Origin of the sequence: Streptomyces sp. CLV115 (genome assembly GCF_038448545.1) — a bacterium.
In the GTDB taxonomy this organism is placed as follows: Bacteria; Actinomycetota; Actinomycetes; order Streptomycetales; family Streptomycetaceae; genus Streptomyces; species Streptomyces sanglieri.
On record NZ_JBCEWQ010000034.1, the window covers coordinates 1 to 22938 of the forward strand.

Here is a 22938-nt window from a genome sequence, read left to right on the forward strand (position 1 = left end):
GGGGTGGGGTTCACGGCGGTCTTTCTTGTGAAGGTGTCCGGGGTCAGCGGATCGACCCGGTCGTGGTGCGGTGGTGCGGCAGGCGCTCGGCGGCTGCCAGGGCGTCGGCGAGGCGGTCGACGACCGCTGTCGCCTGTTCGTCGGTGAGCGTGAGGGGAGGGAGCAGGCGGACGACGGTGGAGTGGCGTCCGCCGAGTTCGACGATGAGCCCGCGGCGCAGGCACTCCTGCTGGACGGCGAGGGCCAGGGCGGGGGCGGGGGGCGGCTCGGGGCCGTCGCCGGACGCGGCGGCCTCCGGGTCGACCAGCTCGACCCCGATCATCAGGCCGCGTCCGCGTACGTCACCGATGGTGGGGTGGTCGGTGGCGAGCGCCTGGAGGCGGGCGAGCATGCGGGCGCCGAGGGCAGCGGCGCGCTCGGCGAGGCGGTTCTCCCGTACGAAGGCGAGGGTGGCCGTGCCCGCCGCCATCGCGAGCTGGTTGCCCCGGAAGGTGCCTGCGTGGGCGCCCGGCTGCCAGGTGTCGAGTTCGGAGCGGTAGACGATCACGGCGAGCGGGAGGGAACCGCCGATGGCCTTGGAGAGCACCATCACGTCGGGCACGATCCCGCTGTGCTCGACCGCCCAGAAGGCGCCGGTGCGGCCGACGCCCGTCTGGACCTCGTCGGCGATCAGGGGGACGTTCCGGGCCTCGGAGATCTCGCGCATCCGGCGCATCCAGCTGTCGGGGGCGGGGTTCACTCCGCCTTCCCCCTGCACCGGTTCGAGGATCATCCCGGCCGGTGCCGGGGTGCCGCCCTTGGGGTCGTCCAGGAGGTTCTCGGTCCACCGGGCGGCGATCTCCGCACCGCGCTCGCCGCCGATACCGAAGGGGCAGCGGTAGTCACGCGGGAAGGGCAGCCTGGTCACCCGCACGTCCTCGGCGCCGCCCGAGGCGGCGAGCGCTCCCTCCGTCATCCCGTGGTAGGCGCCGGTGAAGGCGAGGAGGCCACTGCGGCCGGTCGCGCCGCGGACCAGCTTGAACGCCGCCTCGACCGCGTCCGTGCCCGCCGGACCGCAGAACTGGATCCGGGCGTTGTCGGCGAACTGCCGCGGCAGCGTGGCGAACAGCTCCGTGGTGAAGGCGTCCTTGACCGGGGTGGCGAGGTCGAGCACATGCAGCGGCGCACCCGAGTCGATGACCCGCTTGATGGCCTCCAGGACGACCGGATGGTTGTGTCCGAGCGCCAGGGTGCCGGCTCCGGAGAGACAGTCGAGGTAACGGCGCCCGTCGGCGCCCTCGATGGTCAGCCCACGGGCCCGCACCGGCACGATCGGAAGTGAGCGCGCATAGGTACGGGCGGCGGATTCGCGCAGCGACTGGCGGCGCAGGATCCCCTCGTGCACCGCCGGTGCTGCCACCGGGGCTGGTTCGGTCACGGCCACGGCTGTCGGTCCTCCTGCTGTAACGGTTGCGTTGCACATCGGTACGCTGGCGCACGGGCGGACTGCGCGGATGAACGCTCTTCCCGAGCCCTTTGCACGTACCAACGACGCCGGGCACGGCGGATCACGGGTAAATCGGAAGATCCTTGCGGAGGCGGAACCGCGGCCCTGCCGCTCGCCGTCCCCATCGGCACCGGCATAGTGGGGGCCGCACAGGACCTCGGACAGTCGTCCGGAAGTCCGAAGGATGTTCGGAGCAGGTGGCTCGGAGCAGTACCGCAGTGCAGTACAGAAGTGTTGAGTTACGAAGTCCCAGGGGGATCACCACATGCGACTCATTCGACCGGCTCTCGCCGCACGTCAGGGGAGGCGCCGGCCCTCGTCGGTCCTCGCCGTGGCCGCGGTGACCGCGGTCCTCGCGCTGACCGCCACCGCCTGCGGTCCCGAGGAGGACAACGCGAGTGACAAGCCGAGCGTTCCCGCCGGTCAGTCCTCGGACGGAAAGATCACCATCCCGGACGACCTGAAGGACCGGCTGAAGGAACACGGGATCGATCTCGACCAGTGGAGGAACGGCGAGTGGAAGAACTGGGACAAGGACAAGTGGCTGCGTGAGGCCAAGGACTTCGTCAACCCGATCATCGAGGACCTGTGGGACCCGGACCGGATGCGGGACGCGGACAAGGCGCCGGAGAAGCCGGTCGACAACGACATCTCGGGTGACGTCGGCGTGACGGACCCGACGCCCGTACCGGTCCGGGCCACAGGCGTCAGGACGCCGTACCACGCCAACGCCGCCGAGTCCGGGAAGCTGCTCTTCGACGGCCCCGAGGGCTCCATGGTCTGCTCCGCGACCGTGGTGAAGGACCCGGCGCACCCCGGGAAGTCCAACCTGGTGTGGACCGCCGGGCACTGTGTGCACGCCGGCAAGAAGGGCGGCTGGTACCGCAACATCGCCTTCGTGCCGTCGTACAACAACCAGGGTCTGTCGCCGGCCCAGCTGAAGAAGGCGACCAAGCAGGAGATCGCCCCCTACGGCGTGTGGTGGGGCACTTGGGCGCAGACGTCGGACCAGTGGATCTCGCAGGGTTCCTCGATGGGCGGGCTGGGCGCGCCGTACGACTTCGCGGTGCTGCACGTCACGCCGGAGAAGGGTTCGACGGGCAAGTCCCTGGAGGAGACGGTCGGTTCCGCGCTGCCCGTCGAGTTCAACGCCCCGGCCGTGCCGAAGATCGCGGCCATGACAGCGACCGGCTTCCCGGCCGCTCCGCCGTACGACGGCCAGAAGGCGTTCCAGTGCGCGGACAAGCCGGGCCGGCTCTCGCTGACCGCGCAGGACCCGACGATGTACCGCATCGGCTGCTCCATGACCGGTGGGTCGTCCGGCGGTGGCTGGGTCGCGGACGGGCAGGACGGCAAGCCCGCGCTGGTCTCGAACACCTCCATCGGGCCGGTGACCGCGGGCTGGCTGGCCGGGCCGCGGTTCGGCAAGGAGGCCAAGGGCGTCTACGAGTCGGTCAGCAAGAAGTACGCGGGACAGTGACGACGGGCCGTCGCCCGGCCCGGTTCCGGGAACGGTGACGGCTCATCAGGGGCCCCCGGCGCGGCAGTTGTGCGCCGGGGGCCCCTGTCCGTCGCGGGGCGCCGCGGGACGGCCGCGCTCCCCGCGGACCGTGTCGCCGTGGCAGGGACATGCTCCGGACCGTCATAGGGTGGGCCCCTGCATCTTCGGCGGCCGCCGGCTCGGCCACCGAACGGTATGACACGTTCATGGCAATTTCGGAAATATCAGGGGGAACTCTTTTCATGCGATCCATACGTCCGCTGCTCGCCGCGACCGGTCTCGTCGCCTCGCTCGCGCTGACGGCCACGGCCTGTGGCCCGAGCGAGGACAACGCGACCGACAAGCCCGCCGCCGACTCCGCGGGTGGCCAGGACGCCGGCGGTTCCCTGCCCGACGGTCTGGCCGAGACGCTGAAGAAGCACGGCGTCGACCCGGAGAAGTGGAAGAACGGCGAGTGGAAGAACTGGGACAAGGACAAGTGGTTGCGTGAGGCCAAGGACTTCGTCAACCCGGTCATCGACGGGCTGTGGAAGCCCGACCGGATGAAGTCGGCCGAGGACCCGGCCAAGACCATGGCTGCCGGTGACGTCTCCGGCGGTCAGGGCGTCAGCGACCCGGAGCCCGCCCCGGTGCAGGCCGAGCGCGAGAAGACCCCGTACCACAACTACGCGGCCCCGGTCGGCAAGGTGTTCTTCGACTCCCCCCAGGGCTCGATGGTCTGCTCGGGCACGGTCGTCAAGGACCCGAAGAATCCCGGGAAGTCCAACCTGGTGTGGACCGCCGGGCACTGTGTGCACGCCGGTTCGAAGGGCGGCTGGTACCGCAACATCGTCTTCGTGCCCGCGTACAACGACCAGGGCAAGTCCTCCGCCGCGCTGAAGAACGCGCAGCCCCAGGAGATCGCCCCGTACGGCGCGTACTGGGCGGACTGGGCGACGACATCGGGTGAATGGCTCGCCGACGGCGGCCCCACCGGGGGCGAGGGTGCCCCCTACGACTACGCGGTGCTGCACGTGAAGCCGGAGAAGGGCACCAAGTCCCTGGAGGAGACCGTGGGCAACGCCCTGGCGGTCGACTTCGACGCCCCCGAGATCTCGCGGATCGATGCCATGGGCGCCTGGGGATACCCCGCCGCTCCCCCGTACGACGGCCTGATCATGCACAAGTGCGTCGACCGCCCCGGGCGGCTCTCCATCAGCCCGAGCACTCCGGCGATGTACCGCATCGGCTGCAGCATGACCGGTGGGTCGTCCGGCGGCGGCTGGTTCCGCAAGGGCAGTGACGGAAAGTCGGTGCTGGTCTCCAACACGTCCATCGGACCGGTGACTTCGGGCTGGCTGGCCGGCCCCCACCTGGGCCCGGGCGCCAAGGACGTCTTCACCACGATGAGCGAGAAGTTCGCCGGCCGCTGACGGCGGCCCGCACCTCATGACGGCCGAAGGCCCGCCCCCTGCCGGGGCGGGCCTTCGGGCGTGACGAACCCTGTCGTGCCGCGGTCAGTGCGCCACGGGGACGAACGAGGAGAGCTCGGCCGCCAGCTCCTCGTGCACCCGCGCCTTGAGCAGAGTGCCCTCCGACGTGTGCTCCTCGGAGATCACCTCGCCCTCGGCGTGCACCCGGGAGACGACTCCGCCCTGGATGTACGGGACGAGCGCCTCGATCTCGACCGACGGCCTCGGCAGTTCGGTGTCGATGAGTGCGAGCAGCTCCTCGATACCGGCTCCGGTGCGCGCCGAGACGGCGATCGCGTGCTTCTCGATGCGCAGCAGTCGCTGGAGCACCAGCGGATCGGCCGCGTCCGCCTTGTTGACCACCACGATCTCGGGCACGTTCACCGCGCCGACTTCGCGGATCACCTCGCGCACCGCGGCGAGCTGCTCCTCCGGCGCCGGATGGGAGCCGTCCACCACGTGCAGGATCAGGTCGGACTCGCCGACCTCCTCCATCGTGGAGCGGAACGCCTCGACGAGGTGGTGCGGCAGATGCCGTACGAACCCGACGGTGTCGGCCAGGGTGTAGAGCCGGCCGCTCGGCGTCTCGGCCCGGCGCACGGTCGGGTCCAGGGTGGCGAACAGCGCGTTCTCCACCAGGACGCCCGCACCGGTCAGCCGGTTGAGCAGCGAGGACTTGCCCGCGTTGGTGTAGCCGGCGATGGCGACCGACGGCACCTTGTTGCGCTTGCGTTCCTGGCGCTTGATCTCGCGGCCCGTCTTCATCTCCGCGATCTCCCGGCGCATCTTCGCCATCTTCTCGCGGATCCGGCGCCGGTCCGTCTCGATCTTGGTCTCACCGGGGCCACGGGTGGCCATGCCGCCACCGCCGCTGGAACCGCCGCCACCCATCTGACGGGAGAGCGACTGACCCCAGCCGCGCAGCCGCGGCAGCATGTACTGCATCTGTGCCAGCGAGACCTGCGCCTTGCCCTCTCGGGACTTGGCGTGCTGGGCGAAGATGTCGAGGATCAGGGCGGTCCGGTCGACCACCTTGACCTTGACGACGTCTTCCAGGTGAATCAGCTGACCGGGGCTGAGCTCACCGTCGCAGACGACGGTGTCGGCACCCGATTCGAGGACGATGTCGCGCAGCTCCAGCGCCTTGCCCGAACCGATGTAGGTGGCCGGGTCCGGCTTGTCGCGGCGCTGGAAGACGGCGTCGAGCACCTGGGCGCCCGCCGTCTCCGCCAGTGCGGCCAGCTCCGCCAGGGAGTTCTCCGCGTCACGCACGGTCCCCGACGTCCAGACGCCGACCAGCACCACGCGCTCCAGGCGCAGCTGCCGGTACTCGACCTCGGTGACATCTTCGAGCTCGGTGGAGAGCCCGGCCACACGCCGCAGCGCGGCGCGCTCGGAGCGGTCGAACTGCTCGCCGTCCCGCTCTCCGTCGATCTCGTGGCTCCAGGCGACGTCCTCTTCCATCAGGGCGTCGGCCCGAAGGCTCTCGGTGAGGCTTTCGGTGACATTCTCCGTAGCGCTCTGCGCATCCTGCGCGTCCTGGGGAAGGGAAGAAGAGGAGGTCATTGGATCCTTACGTCGTTGGAAGTCCGTTACATCAGTCACAACGCGTGACGCCTCCCGATGATTCCCGCTGTCGGGAATCCCGGTCCGGCCGCCGCGGCGACTCGTCGATAGTGGCACGGTCCGTCGCACCCGTCACCCGGGTTTACCGCTGTCCGGCGGGCTTGCTGCTGTGCCAGTCCGGGTGCCCAGGCATCGGCGGGGTCTTCTTCCCATAGAGCCAGCCGTCGAGGAACGAGGTCAGGTCGCGGCCCGCGGTCCGGGACGCCAGGCGGACGAAGTCCTCGGTGGTGGCGTTGGAGTCCCGGTGCTTCTTCACCCAGCTCCGCTCCAGCCGGCCGAAGGCGCTCTCGCCGATCTCCTGGCGCAGCGCGTAGAGGATGAGCGCGCTGCCGTCGTACACCACCGGCCGGAACAGGCTGATCTTCTGTCCGGGCGCCGGGGCGTCGGGGCGGGCCGGCGGACCGCCGGCGGCCCGCCAGCCGTCGGACCTGGTGTAGGCCTCGCGCATCCGGCCTTCCAGCGGCTTGTCGGCGTGGTCCTCGGCGTAGCGGGCCTCGTACCAGGTGGCGTGTCCCTCGTTGAGCCACAGATCGGACCAGCGCTGCGGGGAGACGCTGTCGCCGAACCACTGGTGGGCGAGCTCGTGCACCATGATCGATTCGAGGTACCACTCGGGGTAGTCGGTCCCGACGAACAGGGAGCGCTCGAAGAGCGAGAGCGTCTGGGTCTCCAGCTCGAAGCCGGTATCGGTGTGGGCGACGAGCAGTCCGTACGTCTCGAAGGGGTAGCGGCCGACCTGCTGCTCCATCCACTCCAGCTGGGCGGGGCTCTTGCCGAGCAGGGGTTCGAGGCGCTTGCGGTCGGCGGTGGGCACCACGTCGCGCATCGGCAGCCGGTGCGGGCCGGTCCGGTGCAGGACGGTGGACCGGCCGATGGAGACCTGGGCCAGTTCGGTGGCCATGGGGTGCTCGGTCCGGTAGGTCCAGGTGGTGTCGGCGCCGTGCCGGACCGTGCCGGCGGGCAGTCCGTTGGCCACCGCGGTGAGGTCCTTGGGCGCGGTGATCCGGAAGGTGAAGTACGCCTTGTCGGCGGGGTGGTCGTTGCTCGGGAAGACCCGGTGCGCGGCGTCGGCCTGATTGGCCATGGCCAGACCGTCGGCGGTGGGCAGCCAGCCGCCGCTGTCCCGGGCGCCGGTGGGGTCACTGGTGTGCCGGACGGTGATGCGCAGCGGCACCCCGGCGGGGAGCCGGCCCGTGGGTTCGATGATCAGGTCCTCGTCCTCGACGGCGAAGTCGGCGCGCAGTCCGTTGACTTCGACCGTGCGGACCTTGCCCCGGGCGAAGTCGAGGTTGATCCGGTCGAGTGGTTCGGTGGTTCGCGCGTCGATCCTGGTGACGGCCTCCAGCGGCTTGGTGTTGTCGCCGTGGTAGGTCAGTCCGATGTCGTAGGAGCGGACGTCGTACCCGGGGTTGCCCAGGTGGGGGAAGAGCGGATCGCCGATGCCGAGCGGCACGGGAGAGGGGATGGCGGCTGCGACGAGGGTGGCTGATGCGGTGGCCAGCAGGGCGGCCCGAAGACGGCGGGAGATGAACGGCATGAACTACCGCTATCAGCGACGTCCCGCGGGACCGGCGCGGCGCGCGCCGCGCCACCCGAACGAGATACCTGTGGCGGATGGCCCCGCCCGGCGGAGTCAGCCGGTGGTGGCGCGGTGTTTGGCGCGGCTCACGTCGTACACCCCGGGCACGTCACGCATGGCGCGCATCAGGGCCGGCAGTCCGGCCGCGTCGGGGAGTTGCAGGGTGTAGGTGTGCCGGACCCGCTGTTCGCTGGGGGGTTCGACGGTGGCGGAGATGATCGCCGCGTCCGCCGTCGCGATCGCCTCGGTGAGGTCGGCGAGCAACCGGGGGCGTCCGAAGGATTCGGCGACCAGTGTGACCCGGCACTCGGTGGCGTCCGTCCAGCTCACCCCGACCGGTGTCCGGCCGACGGACCGCATCCGGGCGACGGCGGGGCACTCCAGCCGGTGCACGGTGACGGCGCCGCCGCGTACGACGAATCCGGTGACGGCGTCGGGGGGCACGGGGGTGCAGCAGCCCGCGAGCCGTACCGGGGCGTCCGGCCGGTCCACCACGGCGCTCGCGGCCGTGGCGGGCCCGCTGCCGGTGGTCTGCTGCGGCTGCGGGCCGGGCCTGGCGTGGCCGCGCTGCCCGGGTCCGGTCCCGGCGGGCCGGCCGGCGTGCGGGCCCTGGGTGTCCTCGGGGTGGGTGTCCAGCCAGCCGGTGATGGCGATGCGGGCCGTGGGGGTACGGGCGTGGTCGAGCCAGTCGGGCGAGGGGCCCGAGGCGGCGTCCTGGGCGAGCAGCAGCTGCACGGTGTCGCCGTCGCTGAGCACGGTGCCGAGGGTGGCCAGGCGGCCGTTGACCCGGGCGCCGATGCAGTTGTGCGCCTCGTCGCCGTACTGCGCGTAGGCGGCGTCGACGCAGCTGGCCCCGGCGGGCAGCCCGAGCGTGCCGCCGTCGGTCCGGAAGACCGTGATCTCCCGGTCCTGGGCGAGATCGGCGCGGAGCGTGGTCCAGAAGGTGTCGGGGTCCGGGGCGGACTGCTGCCATTCGAGGAGCCGGGAGAGCCAGCCCGGCCGGGTGGGGTCGGCGCGCTCCCCGTCCGCGGGTTCGGCGGGCTGGGGGCCGGTGCCGCCGTCCGCGGCGTACGGATTGCCGAGTGCGATGACGCCGGCCTCGGCGACCTTGTGCATCCGGTGGGTGCGGATGAGGACTTCGGCGACCGCCCCGTCCGCACCCACGACGGCGGTGTGCAGCGACTGGTACAGGTTGAACTTGGGGGCGGCGATGAAGTCCTTGAACTCGGAGATCACCGGCGTGAAGCAGGTGTGCAGTTCGCCGAGCACGGCGTAGCAGTCGGCGTCCTCGCCCACGAGCACCAGCAGCCGGCCGAAGTCGGTGCCGCGCAGTTCGCCGCGTTTGACGCCGACCCGGTGCACGGACACGAAGTGGCGTGGCCTGATGAGGACTTCGGCGGGGATGCCGGCCTCCCTCAGCACCGTCGTGACGCTCTCGGCGATGGCGGCGAGCGGGTCCTGCCCGGCGGCGCCGGAGCTCTCCGACCGTGCGGCGGCGGCGTCGATCAGCGCGCGGGTCCGTTCGTACTCCTCGGGGTGGAGGATCGCGAAGACGAGGTCCTCCAGCTCGGTCTTGAGCGCCTGCACGCCGAGCCGTTCGGCCAGCGGGATCAGCACGTCCCGGGTGACCTTGGCGATCCTGGCCTGTTTCTCGGGCCGCATCACGCCGAGGGTGCGCATGTTGTGCAGCCGGTCGGCGAGCTTGATGGACATGACCCGGACGTCGTCCCCGGTGGCCACGAGCATCTTGCGGAAGGTCTCCGGCTCGGCGGCGGCGCCGTAGTCGACCTTCTCCAGCTTGGTCACGCCGTCGACGAGATAGCAGACCTCTCCGCCGAACTGGTCCCGCACCTGATCGAGGGTCACATCGGTGTCCTCGACGGTGTCGTGGAGCAGCGATGCGGTGAGCGTCGTCGTCTCCGCGCCGAGCTGGGCGAGGATCAGGGTGACCGCGAGCGGGTGGGTGATGTACGGCTCGCCGCTCTTGCGCATCTGGCCCCGGTGCGAGGACTCCGCGAGTACGTAGGCCCGGCGCAGGATCGACAGGTCGGCATCCGGGTAGTGGGCCCGGTGTGCCTCGGCGACGTGGCCGATGGCGTCGGGCAGCCGGTCACGGGAGACGGGGCCGAGCAGCGCGACGCGGCCGAGCCTGCGCAGATCGATCCGGGGAAGGCCCCGCCTGCGGATGGGGGCACCTGGGCTGGTGGCCTCTGCGCTCATGGGGCACCTCCGGCGACGTCGACCGGCGGTGGGGAGATGCGGTCGCGCCTCCGGGCCGGTGCTTGATGCTATCGAGCCCACCACGTGGCTGAGTGCCGCTCTCGCCCAGCGTGAAACGGATCACCCATTCGAGCGAAGTCCTAACCGGCCACCGTTTCGAGCCAGGCGGGGTCGATCACGCCCTCGGCGACGATCACGGCGGGGCCGGTCATCTCGATCTCGCCGTCCGGCGTCTCGGTGATCAGGAGGGTGCCGCCCGGCAGGTCGACCGTGTACGTGACCGGGGTGCCGGTCCTGGCGGGGTCCGCGCCGTCCCTGCGGGCCGCGGCGACGGCCACCGCGCAGGCGCCCGTGCCGCAGGAGCGGGTCTCGCCGGAGCCGCGCTCGTGGACCCGCATGGCGACATGACGCGGTCCGCGGTCCACGACGAATTCGATGTTGACGCCGTCGGGGTAGACGGCCGCGGGGCTGAAGGGCGGTACGGAGAGCAGATCGCCGGCGTGGGCCAGATCGTCGACGAAGGCGACCGCGTGGGGGTTGCCCATGTTCACGTTGCGGGCGTTCCAGCTGCGGCCGTCGAGGCTGACCGTGACGCCGTCCTCGGGCAGGAGCGCGCGCCCCATGGAGACCGTGATGGCGCCGTCCTTGGCGATGTGCACCTTCTTCACGCCGCCCCGGGTCGCGACGGCGAGGTCGCCCCTCTCGACGAGTCCGGCGCGCTGGAGGTACCCGGCGAAGACCCGGACCCCGTTGCCGCACATCTCGGCGATCGAGCCGTCCGCGTTGCGGTAGTCCATGAACCACTCGGCCTCGGCCGCCATGGCCCGTGCCTCGGGGTGCGCGGCGGACCGTACGACATGCAGCAGCCCGTCACCGCCGATGCCGGCCCGGCGGTCGCAGAGCCGGGCGACGGCGGACGCGGGCAGGTCGATGGCGTTGTCCGGGTCGGGAACGATCACGAAGTCGTTCTCGGTGCCGTGACCCTTGAGGAAGGCGATCTGCGAGTTGCTCACAGGGCAACTGTACGAAACGGCGCCGACAACCGACGTCCCCGGCCGTCCCGCGGGCGTCGGCATGACGCCGGGACCTGCGCAAGAGGGCCGGCTCCGGCCGTCACTGGAGCCGTGCGACCCGCCAGACGGCCAGGGCCACCAGCGCGCCGCCGACGACGACGTACAGGGCGATCACCCGCCAGTCGGAGCGCTCGCCCGAGCCGCGCTGCGGCAGGCCGGGCCAGGTGTAGCCCACCCGGCGGGCGGCCATCATGCCCCAGCCCGCGGCGCAGCAGCTGATCAGCAGGCCGAGCATGGCCACGACCGCGCCGCCGTCGCCGAACTCGAAGGCCAGCGGGAAGGCGAACATCAGCGATCCCACCGCGGCGAGCATGACGATCGGTGCCAGCTGCCAGATCCGCAGCCGGCGCGCGGGGCGCAGCTCGACCTCGACCTCGGGGGTCGCTTCGAGCTCGTCCGGCCCGTCGGGGCTCAGACTTCCCGCCTCGTGCAGCGCGTCCGGTGCGTCTTGTTCAGTGTCGCGAGGGCCGGCCTCCATCGCCACGCGCCCTCCCAACTCGGACTCCACTGGTCGATCGATGCTCGATGATGGCACGCTCCAGGTCACCGAAATGACGGGCAGGGCTTCCCGATGCCATCACGTGATCAGGCTGTAACCGCTCGTTCGACCAACGCCAGCGCCTGGCGCGGGAGTTCCCCGCGGTGTTCCGCGGCACCGCTCAGCCAGTGGACCCGCGGGTCGCGGCGGAACCACGAGTCCTGACGGCGGGCGAATCGCTTGGTGGCGCGGACGGTCTCGGCCCGCGCCTCCTCCTCGGTGCACTCCTGGGCCAGCGCGGCGAGCACCTGCTGGTAGCCGAGCGCCCGGGAGGCGGTCCGCCCCTCGCGCAGGCCGTGGGCCTCCAGGGCGCGCACCTCGTCCACGAGGCCGGCCGCCCACATCCGGTCGACCCTCAGGGCGATGCGTTCGTCGAGTTCGGGGCGGGCCACGTCGACGCCGATCTGGACGGTGTCGTACACCGCATCGTTACCGGGGAGGTTGGCGGTGAAGGGCTTGCCGGTGATCTCGATGACTTCGAGGGCCCTGACGATCCGGCGGCCGTTGCTCGGCAGAATGGCCCGTCCGGCTTCGGGGTCGGCGGCGGCGAGCCGGGCGTGCAGCGCTCCGGAGCCGCGATCGACCAGCTCCGCCTCCAGCCTGGCCCGTACGCCGGGGTCCGTGCCGGGGAACTCCAGGGCGTCGATGGCGCCCTTCACGTAGAGCCCGGAGCCGCCGACCAGGACAGGAGTGCGGCCGGCGGCGAGCAGCCGGTCGATCTCGGCGCGGGCCAGCCGCTGGTACTCGGCGACGCTGGCGGTCTCGGTGACGTCCCAGATGTCCAGGAGGTGGTGCGGGACGGATTCGCGTTCGGCGAGCGTCAGCTTCGCGGTGCCGATGTCCATCCCCCGGTAGAGCTGCATGGAGTCGGCGTTGACCACTTCGCCGTCGAGCTGCTGAGCAAGGAATACCCCCAGATCGGACTTTCCGGCCGCAGTGGGACCGACGACGGTGATGACCCGCGGTGCGGGAGCTGTGCTTCTCACCGCCACAGTCTCGCAAACCTCCGGTGCTCTTCCCGAACGAGTGAGATGACCGGCCGGGAACGGGAATCGTTTCCCGCCCCGGTGAGGACCCGTCCGCCTCCTGCCCGCCAGACCCCGCCGGGCAGCGCGGTTCCTCGCGCACACCAGTAGAATTCACATTGAATATGGGCGTTTTTTCATGGTTTGAAGAAGCGCTCGACAGTCCCCCAGCAGGGAAGGTGCCCGATGGGCTTCCTGGACAATTTGAAGGCCAAGCTGAGCCCCGCCAAGGAGAAGGTCGGCGAACTCGCGCATCAGCACGGGGACAAGATCGACCAGGGGCTCGACAAGGCCGCACGGACGGTCGACGAAAAGACCAAGGGCAAGTACAGCGACAAGATCGAGTCCGGCGCGCGGAAGGCCAAGGACGTGGTCGAGCGCCTGTCCCACAAGGACGAGGGTGGCACGCCGCCCGCCTCCAGGGACGAGGGCGGTACGCCGCCCGCTTCCTGACCATGAACTGACCGAGTCCGGGTGACGGCCGTGGAGCAACGCCGCTGCACGGCCGTTTCCCGTGGTCCCCGGGCGGGGCTCAGGACCAGGCGGCGACCAGGTATCCCACGCCGTAGGGGGCGTCCTCGTACAGCAACCGGCCCGCCAGACCCGCACCCCGCGCAGCGCCCGCGAGCACCTGCCAGGGCGCCCGGCCCGCCGCCTTCAGCTCGTACGCGAGTGTCTCGTCCAGCGCGATCAGCGCGTCCGGGTCCGCCGCGCCCAGCGCCCGGGCGGCCGCCGCGTCGAAGGCCTCGGCGCGTTCGTCCAGATAGCCGGGGGCCTTGAGCGTGCGGCAGGCACTGCCGTCGCCCATCACGAGCAGCGCGACCCGGTCGGCCCTGGCGGCCAGATCCCGCCCGGCGTCCGTACAGCGATCCGCCGCCGGCGGCTCCCCCACGCCGAGCCCCTCCACCGGCACACCGGCCCATTCGGCGCGGGCCAGCAGCCAGGCGCCGACGGCGAGGGACGGCGGCAGCGGACGGTCCGTCGCCGATCCGAGGTCGCGGCCGAGCCGTACGCCGAGGTCGACGCCGAAGCCCCGGAAAGTTCCGGTCGTCCCCTCGGAGTACGGTCCGCGGTCCGGCCGGTCCGCGGGCCCGACCACGATCAGCAGGTCGGGACGCGCGGCGGCGAGCACGCCGAGGGCGTCGGCACAGGCGTCCCGCAGGGTGTCGAGCTCGGGCGCGGCACCGGCGGCGACCTCGGGTACCAGCAGGGGTGGGCAGGGGCAGACAGCGGCGGCGACAAGCATGGTCGGCAGCGTATCGCCTGGGCACCGCGAGCCGGCCACCGTCGGGCGGCGGCCGGGAGCGGGCGTGCAGCCCGGCGTCGGGCGCCCCGGTGCGGGTCGCGGCCCCAGCCCGACGGCTGGGCGTCCGGTCTCGGTCGCGGGGGCGCCCCGGCATCAGTCGCAGCCCGCCCTTCGGACGCCCCGCCCCGGTGTCAGCCGCAGCCCGGCATCGGGGCGTCACGGCGTGGGTCGCGGCCGCAGCCCGGCCTCGGACGCCCCGCCCCGGGTCAGTCGCAGCCGCAGCCCGGGGCCGCCGTGGCGGGCAGCGGTGCCGGGGCGCCGACCGTCGGCAGTCCCAGCATCACTCCGGCCGGCTTGGCGGTCTCGGCGGCGTTGCGCTTCTCCCAGGCGTCCCCGGCCCCGGTCCGGCGCACGGCGAGCGGTGCGCCCTCGGCGAGCAGGTGGTGCGGGGCCGCGTAGCTGATCTCCACGGTGACCACGTCACCGGGGCGCACGTCCTCGTCCGGCTTGGTGAAGTGGACCAGGCGGTTGTCGGGGGCCCGGCCGGAGAGGCGGTGGGTGGCGCCGTCCTTGCGGCCCTCGCCCTCCGCGACCATGATCTCCAGCGTCCGGCCGACCTGCTTCTTGTTCTCCTCCCAGGAGATCTCCTCCTGGAGGGCCGACAGGCGCATGTACCGCTCCTGGACGACCTCCTTGGGGATCTGCCCCTCCATCTCGGCGGCCGGGGTGCCGGGGCGCTTGGAGTACTGGAAGGTGAAGGCGTTGGCGAAGCGCGCCTCGCGGACCGCGTGCATGGTCTGCTCGAAGTCCTCCTCGGTCTCGCCGGGGAAGCCCACGATGATGTCGGTGGAGATGGCGGCGTCCGGCATCGCGGCGCGCACCTTCTCGATGATGCCGAGGAAGCGCTCCTGCCGGTAGGAGCGCCGCATCGCCCTGAGGATCGTGTCCGAGCCCGACTGCATCGGCATGTGGAGCTGCGGCATCACATTGGGCGTCTCCGCCATCGCGGCGATCACGTCGTCCGTGAAGTCGCGGGGGTGCGGCGAGGTGAACCGGACCCGCTCCAGGCCCTCGATCTTCCCGCAGGCGCGCAGCAGCTTGGAGAACGCCTCGCGGTCGCCGATGTCGGATCCGTACGCGTTCACGTTCTGGCCGAGCAGGGTGATCTCGGAGACGCCCTCGGCGACCAGGGCCTCGATCTCGGCGAGGATGTCGCCGGTGCGGCGGTCCTTCTCCTTGCCGCGCAGCGCCGGGACGATGCAGAAGGTGCAGGTGTTGTTGCAGCCGACGGAGATCGAGACCCACGCGGCGTAGGCGGACTCGCGGCGGGTGGGGAGCGTGGAGGGGAATGCCTCCAGGGATTCGGCGATCTCGATCTGCGCCTCCTCCTGGATACGGGCGCGCTCCAGCAGCACGGGCAGCTTGCCGATGTTGTGCGTGCCGAAGACGACGTCGACCCAGGGGGCGCGCCGCACGATGGTGTCGCGGTCCTTCTGCGCCAGGCAGCCGCCGACGGCGATCTGCATGCCCGGCCGCTTGGTCTTCATCGGGGCGAGCCGGCCGAGGTTGCCGTAGAGCTTGTTGTCGGCGTTCTCCCGCACCGCGCAGGTGTTGAAGACGACCACGTCGGCGTCACCGTCGGAGCCCTCGGCGGCACGTACGTAACCCGCGCCCTCCAGCAGCCCCGAGAGCCGCTCGGAGTCGTGGACGTTCATCTGGCACCCGTAGGTGCGCACCTCGTACGTTTTCAAACCGTCCACTACTCCACCAGCCACGTCGTTGCCGCTCACCCGTCCAGGGTAAGGGCTCCGATCGGGCCCCGATGATGAATACCCCGCCCGGCGACCGCCCGCCGCCGGGAAGCGGCCCTGGTCATCGCCGGAGCGGGCTGGCAGGATCGCCGCCATGCTCCAGGCACTCTTCCGAATCGGCAGCCGACGCGTTCTCCAGGTGTGCACCGCCGTCGCCGTCGTGCTCGGGCTGCTGCTGTGGTGGCTGCTGCCGCTCGGGCAGCCGGCCCCGACCGGAACGCTCACCTTCAGCACCGGTGTGCGCAGCGGGGTCTACCAGCGTTACGGCGAGCGTCTCAAGGGAGACCTGGCCAGGGATCTTCCCAAGGTGTCGATAAAGCTGCAGACCAGTGAGGGCTCGCAGCAGAACATCGCCCGGGTGGCGACCGGAAAGGCCGATTTCACCATCGCCACCACCGACGCCCTCGCCACCTACCTGCGCAGCGGCAAGCCCGGCGCGGACCGGCTGCGGGGCTGTGTGCGGTTGTACGACGACTACATCCAGCTGGTCGTGCCCCGCGACTCGGAGGTGCGCAGGGTCTCGGACCTGCGCGGCAAGCGGGTCGGGGTGGGGCAGCGGGGTTCGGGCGTGCGGCTGGTCGCCGACCGGCTGCTGACGGCCGCGGGGCTCGACCCCGAGGATGACGTGACACCGGTCTCCGCCGGTATCGACACCATGCCGAAGCAGCTGGAGAACGACCGCCTCGATGCCTTCTTCTGGTCCGGCGGACTGCCCACGTCCGCAGTGCAGGAGCTGTCGAACCGGTTCGCGATCCGGCTGGTGCCGCTGGAGGCCGCGCTGGTCAAGGAGCTCCAGGCGGCGGGCGGGTCCGCCCGCTACTACCGCTCGGCGATGATGCCCGCCGACGCCTACCACAGTGCGCAGCAGGACCAGGCGGTGCCGACGGTCGCGGTCGCCAATGTGCTCGTGACCACGGAACGTTCCGATCCGGCGATGACGGAGGCGTTCACCCGGACCGTGATCGACAGCCGGGACCGGATCGGGCGCGAGGTGCACGCGGCCCAGCTGGTGGATCTGCGTACGGCGATCTACACCGATCCGCTGCCGTTGCACGAAGGGGCCAGCCGCTACTACCGCTCGGTCAAGCCCTGATCGCTCCGCTTCTTCATGCCGTGCCGCTCAGCCCCGCTTCTTCATGCCGTGCCGCTCAGCCCCGCTTCTTCATGCGTTCCGCTCAGTCCGCTTCGTCGTGCCGCTCTGCCAAGCGCACTCCTTCATGCCGCTCCGCTCAGCCCTGCGGGCCGTTGCGCGGTACCGAGACCGTGACCCGCAGCCCGTGCGGTTGGTGGGCCGCGTAGCTCAGGGAGCCGCCGCCGGCCGCCAGGAGCGCCTGCGCGATGGAGAGCCCGAGGCCGGAGCCCTGGATGTTCTGGTGCTGGGTGCTGCGCCAGAAGCGGTCGCCGACGCGTTCCATCTCCTGTGCGGTGAGACCGGGCCCGCAGTCGGTGACGACGATCGTGACGTCGTCGCGGCCGGAGGCGACGGTGACGACGACCTCTTCCCCGGCAGGGGTGAACTTCAGCGCGTTGTCGATGATCGCGTCGAGCGCGCTCGACAGCGCGACGGGATCCGCCCAGGCCGTCACCGCGGACGAGCCGTCCGCCCGGAGCCGTACCCCCTTCTCCTCGGCGACCGGCCGCCAGGACGCGACGCGCTCCGCGGTGAGCGCGCCGATGTCCGTGAGCTGGAGATCGGCCGCGGCGTGTTCGGCCAGCGCCAGGTCGAGCAGGTCGTCGAGGACCTGTGCGAGGCGCTTGCCCTCCGTGCGCACGGAGGCGATCTCCTCGTTGTCCTCGGGAAGTTCGAGCGCGAGGAGCTCGATCCGCAGCAGCAGCGCGGCGAGCGGGTTGCGCAGCTGGTGCGAGGCGTCGGCGACGAAGGCGCGCTGCTGCTCCAGCACGTCCTCGACGTTGTCGGCCATCTCGTTGAACGACCGGGCCAGGCGCCTGAGTTCCGGTGGACCGCCGGAAGCCGCGACCCTCGATCGCATGCGTCCGCTCGCGATGTCGTGGGTGGCCGCGTCCAGTGTCCGCACCGGCAGCAGGACCCAGCCGGTGAGGCGGATCGCCGCGCCGACGGCCACCAGCATCGCGACCGCTTCGCCGGCCGCGATCAGCAGCCAGCCGCGGATCGTGCGCGAGCGCATCTCGTCGGTGGGCGAGTCGAGGACCACCACGGCGACGACATCGCCGTCCCGTACGACGGGTGAGGCGACGACGACCCGGCCGTTCTGCCACGGCCAGACCTGCGGCGGATCGTGGCTGCGCCGCCCGAGCAGGGCTTCCTTGAACGCCTCGCGCCCCTCGCCCTCCAGCGGAAGCTGCCAGGCGGCGGGGGCCTTGGCCATGGCGCTGTCGTCGCGGCGGAAGACGCCGGCGCGGATGCCGTACACGGATGCGTAGGTGTCGAGTTCATTGCGCAGGGTGCGCCGGCGCTCGTCGTACCCGGCGACCGGATCGGTCATGAACTGCGCGAGTGCGGCGAAGCGTGCCGTGTCGTCGATGCGGTCGATGACGACGCGTTGCTGCTGGGCGGCGGCCACGCTGACGGCCAGCGGGAAGCCGAGCGCGAGCAGCACGCCCGCCATGAGAACGATGAGCAGGGGAAGCAGCCGGGTACGCACCTGGGACGTACGCCTCTACGCGGACGGCGCGACGAGGCGGTAGCCGACTCCGCGCACCGTCTCGATCAGTGCGGGCAGCCGCAGCTTGGAACGCAGGGACGCGACGTGCACTTCGAGTGTGCGACCCGTGCCCTCCCAGCTCGTGCGCCACACCTCGCTGATGATCTGCTCCCGGCGGAACACCACGCCGGGGCGCTGGGCGAGCAGCGCGAGCAGGTCGAACTCCTTGCGGGTGAGCTGGACTTCCGATCCGTCGACGCTGACCCGGCGGGTCGGGAGCTCGATGTGAACATGTCCGAGACGCAGCCCGGCGACGGGCATGGGCACGGTGTCCTCGCCCGGTGCGTTGCGCCGGCTGACGGCGTGGATACGGGCGAGCAGCTCGCCGGTGTCGTACGGCTTGACCACGTAGTCGTCCGCGCCGAGGTTGAGGCCGTGGATCCGCGACCGTACGTCCGCGCGCGCGGTCACCATGATCACCGGGGTGGAGGTGCGCTTGCGGATCTTCCCGCACACCTCGTAGCCGTCCTGGTCGGGCAGGCCGAGATCGAGGAGCACAACGCCGAAAGGCTCCGTGTCGGCGGGCAGCAGCGCCTGCAGGGCCTCCTCGCCGCTGCGCGCGTGCACGACCCGGAAGCCGTGCCGGGCGAGGATCGCGGAGAGCGCGGCGGCGACGTGGTTGTCGTCCTCGACGAGCAGCAGTCTCATGGCCTCCCTCTCCGGTACTTCGACGGTTTCGACAGGACGCCTGCCGGCGGGCGTCGGCGGGTGTCGGTGCGGTCTCCCGTACGCTCCTCGCCGCTGCGCGCGTGCACGACCCGGAAGCCGTGCCGGGCGAGGATCGCGGAGAGCGCGGCGGCGACGTGGTTGTCGTCCTCGACGAGCAGCAGTCTCATGGCCTCCCTCTCCGGTACTTCGACGGTTTCGACAGGACGCCTGCCGGCGGGCGTCGGCGGGTGTCGGTGCGGTCTCCCGTACGCTCCTCGTCACTTTCCCGTACCGAAGCGTTCCACGTCATGGCGTACCAGGGCATCCACTCCGATGACAGGCACGTCAGTCAAGGGCCGCCCGTCGCATCCGGCCATCTGTTATCCACCCGGTACGCCCCGGGCTCCGCACCCTGCGTCCCGTTCACGCGGAGTGTCCGGTTGCCGCCGGATCGTTATCCTCAATTTCCGCTCAGATGTAATGACGCTGGTAGCACTGCGTCACTAGGGTCCTTCCCAACCGAGGAGGACGGAGCAAGAAGCCGATGAGCGGAGTTTCAGTGACCAAGGGTGCCGAGGACGCCGCGCCTGCGGCGAACGACCTTGTCGTACTGAGCAACGTCAACAAGCACTTCGGCGCGCTGCATGTGCTCCAGGACATCGACCTGACGATCGCCCGTGGCGAGGTCGTGGTCGTCATCGGACCCTCCGGGTCCGGGAAGTCCACACTGTGCCGCACGATCAACCGCTTGGAGACGATCGACTCGGGCGCCATCTCGATCGACGGCAAGCCGCTGCCCCAGGAGGGCAGGGAGCTGGCCAGGCTGCGTGCCGATGTCGGCATGGTCTTCCAGTCGTTCAATCTCTTCGCGCACAAGACGGTGCTGGAGAACGTGATGCTGGGCCAGATCAAGGTCCGCAGGACGGACAAGAAGGCCGCGGAGGACAAGGCCCGTTCGCTGCTCGACCGGGTGGGCGTGGCGACGCAGGCCGACAAGTACCCCGCCCAGCTCTCCGGCGGTCAGCAGCAACGTGTGGCCATCGCACGGGCGTTGGCGATGGACCCGAAGGTGATCCTCTTCGACGAGCCGACCTCCGCGCTCGACCCGGAGATGATCAACGAGGTGCTGGAGGTCATGCAGCAGCTCGCCCGGGACGGCATGACGATGGTCGTCGTCACGCACGAGATGGGCTTCGCGCGCTCGGCGGCGAACCGGGTCGTCTTCATGGCGGACGGAAAGATCGTCGAAGAGGCCACGCCCGACCAGTTCTTCAGCAACCCGCGCAGTGACCGGGCCAAGGACTTCCTGTCGAAGATCCTTCACCACTGACGACAACGACCTACGGCATAAGGAAAGTTCACATGAATCTCCGCAAGTCGGCCGCCGTCGCGGCCATCGCCGTGCTCGCCCTGACCGCGACCGCCTGTGGTGGCAAGGAGGGCTCGGCCGGCGACAAGCCGTCCGGCACCAAGCCCGGCGCCTCGGGCGCCCCCGAGCTGCCGAAGTACACCGTCGCGTCCGGCGTCGACCTGGACTCGCCGACCTTCAAGGCGGCGAAGAAGCGCGGCAAGCTGATCATCGGTGCCAAGGCCGACCAGCCCTACCTCGGTTTCGAGGACCAGTCGACGAAGGAGCGGTCCGGCTTCGACATCGAGATCGCCAAGATGATCGCCGCCGATCTGGGCTTCTCGAAGGACCAGATCGAGTGGAAGACCGTGGACTCGGGCATCCGTGAGACCGCGATCTCCAAGGGGCAGGTCGACTACTTCGTCGGTACCTACACCATCAACGACGAGCGCAAGAAGCAGGTCGGCTTCGCCGGCCCGTACTACAAGGCGGGTGCCGACCTGCTCGTGCGCAAGGACGACACGTCCATCACCGGCAAGGACGCGGTGAAGGGCAAGAAGGTCTGCTCCATCGTCGGCTCCACGCCGCTCCAGGAGATCAAGAAGCCCGAGTACGGCGCGGATGTCGTCGAGCTGGCCAAGTACTCCGACTGCGTGCAGCAGCTGCTGACCAAGCAGGTCGACGCCGTCACCACCGACGACTCGATCCTGAAGGGTTACGCGGCGCAGAACAACGGCAAGCTCCGCGTCGTCGGCAAGCCGTTCACGGAGGAGCCCTACGGCGTGGGTCTCAACAAGGACGACAAGGTGCTGCGCGACGCCATCAACGACTCGCTGACGAAGCACGTCTCGGACGGCACGTACCAGAAGATCTACGAGGCGACCCTGGGGCTGTCCGGCTCCGAGTACACCGCTCCGCCGGCCGTCGAGAGTTACTGACGCCACCAGTTGACCGAAGTGTCCCGTACGCGCCTCTGCCTCCCCGAGCGCGTACGGGGCGCCCCCTCGCCCCTGCCCCGATGCCGCTGCCTGCCGACGCGGAGACCTCATGAATGTACTGCTCGACAATTTTCCAGAGTTTCGCGACGGCTTCATAGGAACCGTGTCGATCACCGCTGTCAGCTCGGTCATCGCGCTGGTCCTCGGTGTACTCGTCGCCGGGCTCAGGGTCTCGCCGGTGCCGCCGCTGCGGATCTTCGGCACCGCGTGGGTGACGCTGCTGCGCAACACCCCTCTGACTCTCCTCTTCATGGTCTCCTTCTTCGTCGTACCGGAGATCTTCTTCCCCGGCATGAGCCCGTTCCTGCTCGGCTCGCTGGCACTCGGCTTCTACACCTCGTCGTTCGTGTGCGAAGCGGTCCGCTCCGGCATCAACACCGTTCCGCTGGGCCAGGCCGAGGCAGCCCGCTCCATCGGTATGACGTTCTCCCAGACGCTGCGGATCGTGGTGCTGCCGCAGGCCACGCGGACCGTCATTCCGCCGCTGAGCAGCATTTTCATCGCGCTCACCAAGAACTCGGCGATCGCCGGCGCATTCAGTGTCACGGAGTTGTTCGGCTGGCAGAAGCTCATGAGTGACCGGGGTTACGCCATCGCTCCTGTCTTCATCTGGGTGGCCCTGGGCTATCTGGTCGTCACCTTTGCCATCAGCGGTCTGTTCTGGCTGGTCGAACGTCGTATGGAGGTCGCCCGATGAGTGCCAGCGTTCTCTACGACACACCCGGCCCGAAGGCCACCGTTCGCAACCGGCTCTACGCCGTGGTCGGTTCCCTGGCCATCCTGGGTCTGCTCGTCGTCAGCTTCGTGCGGCTGTCCGACAAGGGGCATCTGGCCCCCGAGATGTGGGACATCTTCAACTACGCCGGAATCCGGCAGAACATCGCCGACGCCGTACTCGCGACCCTGAAGGCCTTCGGCCTGGCCGCGATCGGCTCGCTGATCCTCGGTGTGATCCTCGCGATGGGCCGTCTCTCGGACCACAAGCCGGTCCGCTGGCTGGCCACCGCGTTCATCGAACTGTTCCGCTCCATCCCGCTGCTGATCACCATCTACGCGATCTGGGTCGGCTTCCTCACCGACTACTCGATGTGGGCGCTGGCGCTCGGCCTGTCGGTCTACAACGGCTGTGTCCAGGCCGAGGTGCTGCGCGCGGGCATCAACTCCGTGCCCAAGGGACAGGGCGAAGCGGCGTACGCCCTCGGTATGCGCAAGACCCAGGTGATGGTCTCCGTGCTGATCCCGCAGTCGGTACGAGCCATGCTGCCCACGATCATCAGCCAGCTCGTGGTCACCCTGAAGGACACCTCTCTGGGCTTCATCATCCTGTACCCGGAGCTGCTTCAGACTGCCCGTCTGATCGCCTCCAACACGCAGGTGAACGGTCAATACCCCTACGTCTCGACCATCGTCGTCATCGGCGCCATCTACGTCGGCATGTGCCTCCTGCTCTCGGCGCTCGCCACCTGGATCGAGAAGCGCGGACGGCGTGCCAGGTCCGGGGGCGCACAGGGGACCATCGGTACGCCGGCGCTCGTGGTCGATAACGGCAGCGCCGTCTGACGGACCGTCGCATGGAGTTCCCGAGGGGCGGTGGCAGATGAGCCACCGCCCCTCACCGCTCTTTGGTGTCGCTTGACGCAAGCACCGGCAGTAGGTTGCATACGTTCTGTGATCGCGCCCCCTGTCCTCTCCGCCGCCACACCT

Annotated in this window: 19 protein-coding genes and 1 pseudogene; 8 read left to right on the forward strand and 12 right to left on the reverse strand. The window is 70.3% G+C overall.

The features are described from left to right. Positions 1-43: 43 nt before the first annotated feature. A complete protein-coding gene (locus AADR41_RS14760) occupies positions 44-1423 on the reverse strand; it encodes a diaminobutyrate--2-oxoglutarate transaminase family protein (RefSeq protein ID WP_342281844.1) in 1380 nt (459 codons plus the stop codon). 328 nt (positions 1424-1751) lie between these two features. On the opposite strand from AADR41_RS14760, the gene AADR41_RS14765 reads away from it, so the two are divergent. Continuing rightward, positions 1752-2966, forward strand: a complete 1215-nt coding sequence (locus AADR41_RS14765; RefSeq protein WP_342281845.1) for a trypsin-like serine peptidase — start codon at positions 1752-1754, stop codon at positions 2964-2966. Positions 2967-3229: 263 nt separating this feature from the next. After that, positions 3230-4399, forward strand: a complete 1170-nt coding sequence (locus AADR41_RS14770; protein WP_342281846.1) for a trypsin-like serine peptidase — start codon at positions 3230-3232, stop codon at positions 4397-4399. Between the two features lie 84 nt (positions 4400-4483). Here the strand turns inward: AADR41_RS14770 and hflX are convergent, their stop codons facing one another. The 6 genes from hflX to miaA form a co-directional block, all read right to left on the reverse strand. Beyond that, positions 4484-6004 (reverse strand): GTPase HflX, encoded by a 1521-nt coding sequence (gene hflX, locus AADR41_RS14775; RefSeq protein WP_342281847.1) that lies wholly within the window; start codon positions 6002-6004, stop codon positions 4484-4486. A gap of 142 nt (positions 6005-6146) precedes the next feature. Continuing rightward, positions 6147-7601 (reverse strand): M1 family metallopeptidase, encoded by a 1455-nt coding sequence (locus AADR41_RS14780; RefSeq protein WP_342281848.1) that lies wholly within the window; start codon positions 7599-7601, stop codon positions 6147-6149. Between the two features lie 96 nt (positions 7602-7697). Then, positions 7698-9863: a RelA/SpoT family protein gene (locus AADR41_RS14785; RefSeq protein ID WP_342281849.1), complete on the reverse strand. Its 2166-nt coding sequence runs from the start codon at positions 9861-9863 to the stop codon at positions 7698-7700. A gap of 140 nt (positions 9864-10003) precedes the next feature. After that, positions 10004-10876, reverse strand: a complete 873-nt coding sequence (dapF, locus tag AADR41_RS14790; protein WP_342281850.1) for a diaminopimelate epimerase — start codon at positions 10874-10876, stop codon at positions 10004-10006. Between the two features lie 100 nt (positions 10877-10976). Continuing rightward, positions 10977-11414, reverse strand: a complete 438-nt coding sequence (locus AADR41_RS14795; protein WP_124721527.1) for a hypothetical protein — start codon at positions 11412-11414, stop codon at positions 10977-10979. Between the two features lie 107 nt (positions 11415-11521). Next, positions 11522-12460 carry a tRNA (adenosine(37)-N6)-dimethylallyltransferase MiaA gene (miaA, locus tag AADR41_RS14800; RefSeq protein ID WP_342281851.1) on the reverse strand — a complete coding sequence of 313 codons (939 nt, stop codon included), beginning with the start codon at positions 12458-12460 and terminating at the stop codon, positions 11522-11524. A 225-nt stretch (positions 12461-12685) separates the two neighbouring features. On the opposite strand from miaA, the gene AADR41_RS14805 reads away from it, so the two are divergent. Further along, positions 12686-12952 carry an antitoxin gene (locus AADR41_RS14805; RefSeq protein ID WP_342281852.1) on the forward strand — a complete coding sequence of 89 codons (267 nt, stop codon included), beginning with the start codon at positions 12686-12688 and terminating at the stop codon, positions 12950-12952. 79 nt (positions 12953-13031) lie between these two features. Here AADR41_RS14805 and AADR41_RS14810 read toward each other — a convergent pair whose 3' ends face one another. Together AADR41_RS14810 and miaB are read right to left on the reverse strand one after the other, a co-directional pair. Then, positions 13032-13745 (reverse strand): class III extradiol dioxygenase subunit B-like domain-containing protein, encoded by a 714-nt coding sequence (locus tag AADR41_RS14810; RefSeq protein WP_342281853.1) that lies wholly within the window; start codon positions 13743-13745, stop codon positions 13032-13034. Between the two features lie 266 nt (positions 13746-14011). Continuing rightward, on the reverse strand, positions 14012-15505 hold the full coding sequence (miaB, locus tag AADR41_RS14815; protein WP_342281885.1) for a tRNA (N6-isopentenyl adenosine(37)-C2)-methylthiotransferase MiaB: 1494 nt from the start codon (positions 15503-15505) through the stop codon (positions 14012-14014). Positions 15506-15650: 145 nt separating this feature from the next. Between miaB and AADR41_RS14820 the strand changes: the two genes are divergently transcribed. Then, positions 15651-16649, forward strand: coding sequence for a TAXI family TRAP transporter solute-binding subunit (locus AADR41_RS14820; RefSeq protein WP_342281854.1), 999 nt, complete (start codon positions 15651-15653; stop codon positions 16647-16649). Between the two features lie 136 nt (positions 16650-16785). Here the strand turns inward: AADR41_RS14820 and AADR41_RS14825 are convergent, their stop codons facing one another. From AADR41_RS14825 to AADR41_RS14835, 3 genes and pseudogenes are all read right to left on the reverse strand, one after another. Continuing rightward, the gene (locus tag AADR41_RS14825) at positions 16786-18180 is read right to left on the reverse strand and encodes a sensor histidine kinase (RefSeq protein ID WP_342281855.1); all 1395 of its coding nucleotides are present in this window, start codon (positions 18178-18180) and stop codon (positions 16786-16788) included. A 15-nt stretch (positions 18181-18195) separates the two neighbouring features. Continuing rightward, positions 18196-18888, reverse strand: a complete 693-nt coding sequence (locus AADR41_RS14830; protein WP_124720932.1) for a response regulator transcription factor — start codon at positions 18886-18888, stop codon at positions 18196-18198. Positions 18889-18971: 83 nt separating this feature from the next. Further along, a pseudogene (locus tag AADR41_RS14835) lies at positions 18972-19076 on the reverse strand (DNA-binding response regulator); the annotation flags it as partial. 356 nt (positions 19077-19432) lie between these two features. Between AADR41_RS14835 and AADR41_RS14840 the strand changes: the two are divergent. From AADR41_RS14840 to AADR41_RS14855, 4 genes are all read left to right on the forward strand, one after another. Next, positions 19433-20218, forward strand: a complete 786-nt coding sequence (locus AADR41_RS14840) for an amino acid ABC transporter ATP-binding protein (protein WP_342281856.1) — start codon at positions 19433-19435, stop codon at positions 20216-20218. A gap of 32 nt (positions 20219-20250) precedes the next feature. After that, on the forward strand, positions 20251-21174 hold the full coding sequence (locus AADR41_RS14845; protein ID WP_342281857.1) for a glutamate ABC transporter substrate-binding protein: 924 nt from the start codon (positions 20251-20253) through the stop codon (positions 21172-21174). Between the two features lie 109 nt (positions 21175-21283). Continuing rightward, positions 21284-21931: an amino acid ABC transporter permease gene (locus AADR41_RS14850; protein WP_342281858.1), complete on the forward strand. Its 648-nt coding sequence runs from the start codon at positions 21284-21286 to the stop codon at positions 21929-21931. After that, a complete protein-coding gene (locus AADR41_RS14855) occupies positions 21928-22794 on the forward strand; it encodes an amino acid ABC transporter permease (RefSeq protein ID WP_342281859.1) in 867 nt (288 codons plus the stop codon). Before AADR41_RS14850 ends, AADR41_RS14855 begins: the two co-directional genes overlap by 4 nt. The last annotated feature ends 144 nt before the right edge of the window (positions 22795-22938 follow it).

Coding starts and splice junctions, on each gene's coding strand:
- AADR41_RS14765 (WP_342281845.1), top strand. CDS start 1,752: ATGCGACTCATTCGACCGGCTCTCGCCGCACGTCAGGGGAGGCGCCGG.
- AADR41_RS14770 (WP_342281846.1), top strand. CDS start 3,230: ATGCGATCCATACGTCCGCTGCTCGCCGCGACCGGTCTCGTCGCCTCG.
- hflX (WP_342281847.1), bottom strand. CDS start 6,004: ATGACCTCCTCTTCTTCCCTTCCCCAGGACGCGCAGGATGCGCAGAGC.
- AADR41_RS14780 (WP_342281848.1), bottom strand. CDS start 7,601: ATGCCGTTCATCTCCCGCCGTCTTCGGGCCGCCCTGCTGGCCACCGCA.
- AADR41_RS14785 (WP_342281849.1), bottom strand. CDS start 9,863: ATGAGCGCAGAGGCCACCAGCCCAGGTGCCCCCATCCGCAGGCGGGGC.
- AADR41_RS14795 (WP_124721527.1), bottom strand. CDS start 11,414: ATGGAGGCCGGCCCTCGCGACACTGAACAAGACGCACCGGACGCGCTG.
- AADR41_RS14805 (WP_342281852.1), top strand. CDS start 12,686: ATGGGCTTCCTGGACAATTTGAAGGCCAAGCTGAGCCCCGCCAAGGAG.
- AADR41_RS14810 (WP_342281853.1), bottom strand. CDS start 13,745: ATGCTTGTCGCCGCCGCTGTCTGCCCCTGCCCACCCCTGCTGGTACCC.
- AADR41_RS14820 (WP_342281854.1), top strand. CDS start 15,651: ATGCTCCAGGCACTCTTCCGAATCGGCAGCCGACGCGTTCTCCAGGTG.
- AADR41_RS14830 (WP_124720932.1), bottom strand. CDS start 18,888: ATGAGACTGCTGCTCGTCGAGGACGACAACCACGTCGCCGCCGCGCTC.
- AADR41_RS14840 (WP_342281856.1), top strand. CDS start 19,433: ATGAGCGGAGTTTCAGTGACCAAGGGTGCCGAGGACGCCGCGCCTGCG.
- AADR41_RS14845 (WP_342281857.1), top strand. CDS start 20,251: ATGAATCTCCGCAAGTCGGCCGCCGTCGCGGCCATCGCCGTGCTCGCC.
- AADR41_RS14850 (WP_342281858.1), top strand. CDS start 21,284: ATGAATGTACTGCTCGACAATTTTCCAGAGTTTCGCGACGGCTTCATA.
- AADR41_RS14855 (WP_342281859.1), top strand. CDS start 21,928: ATGAGTGCCAGCGTTCTCTACGACACACCCGGCCCGAAGGCCACCGTT.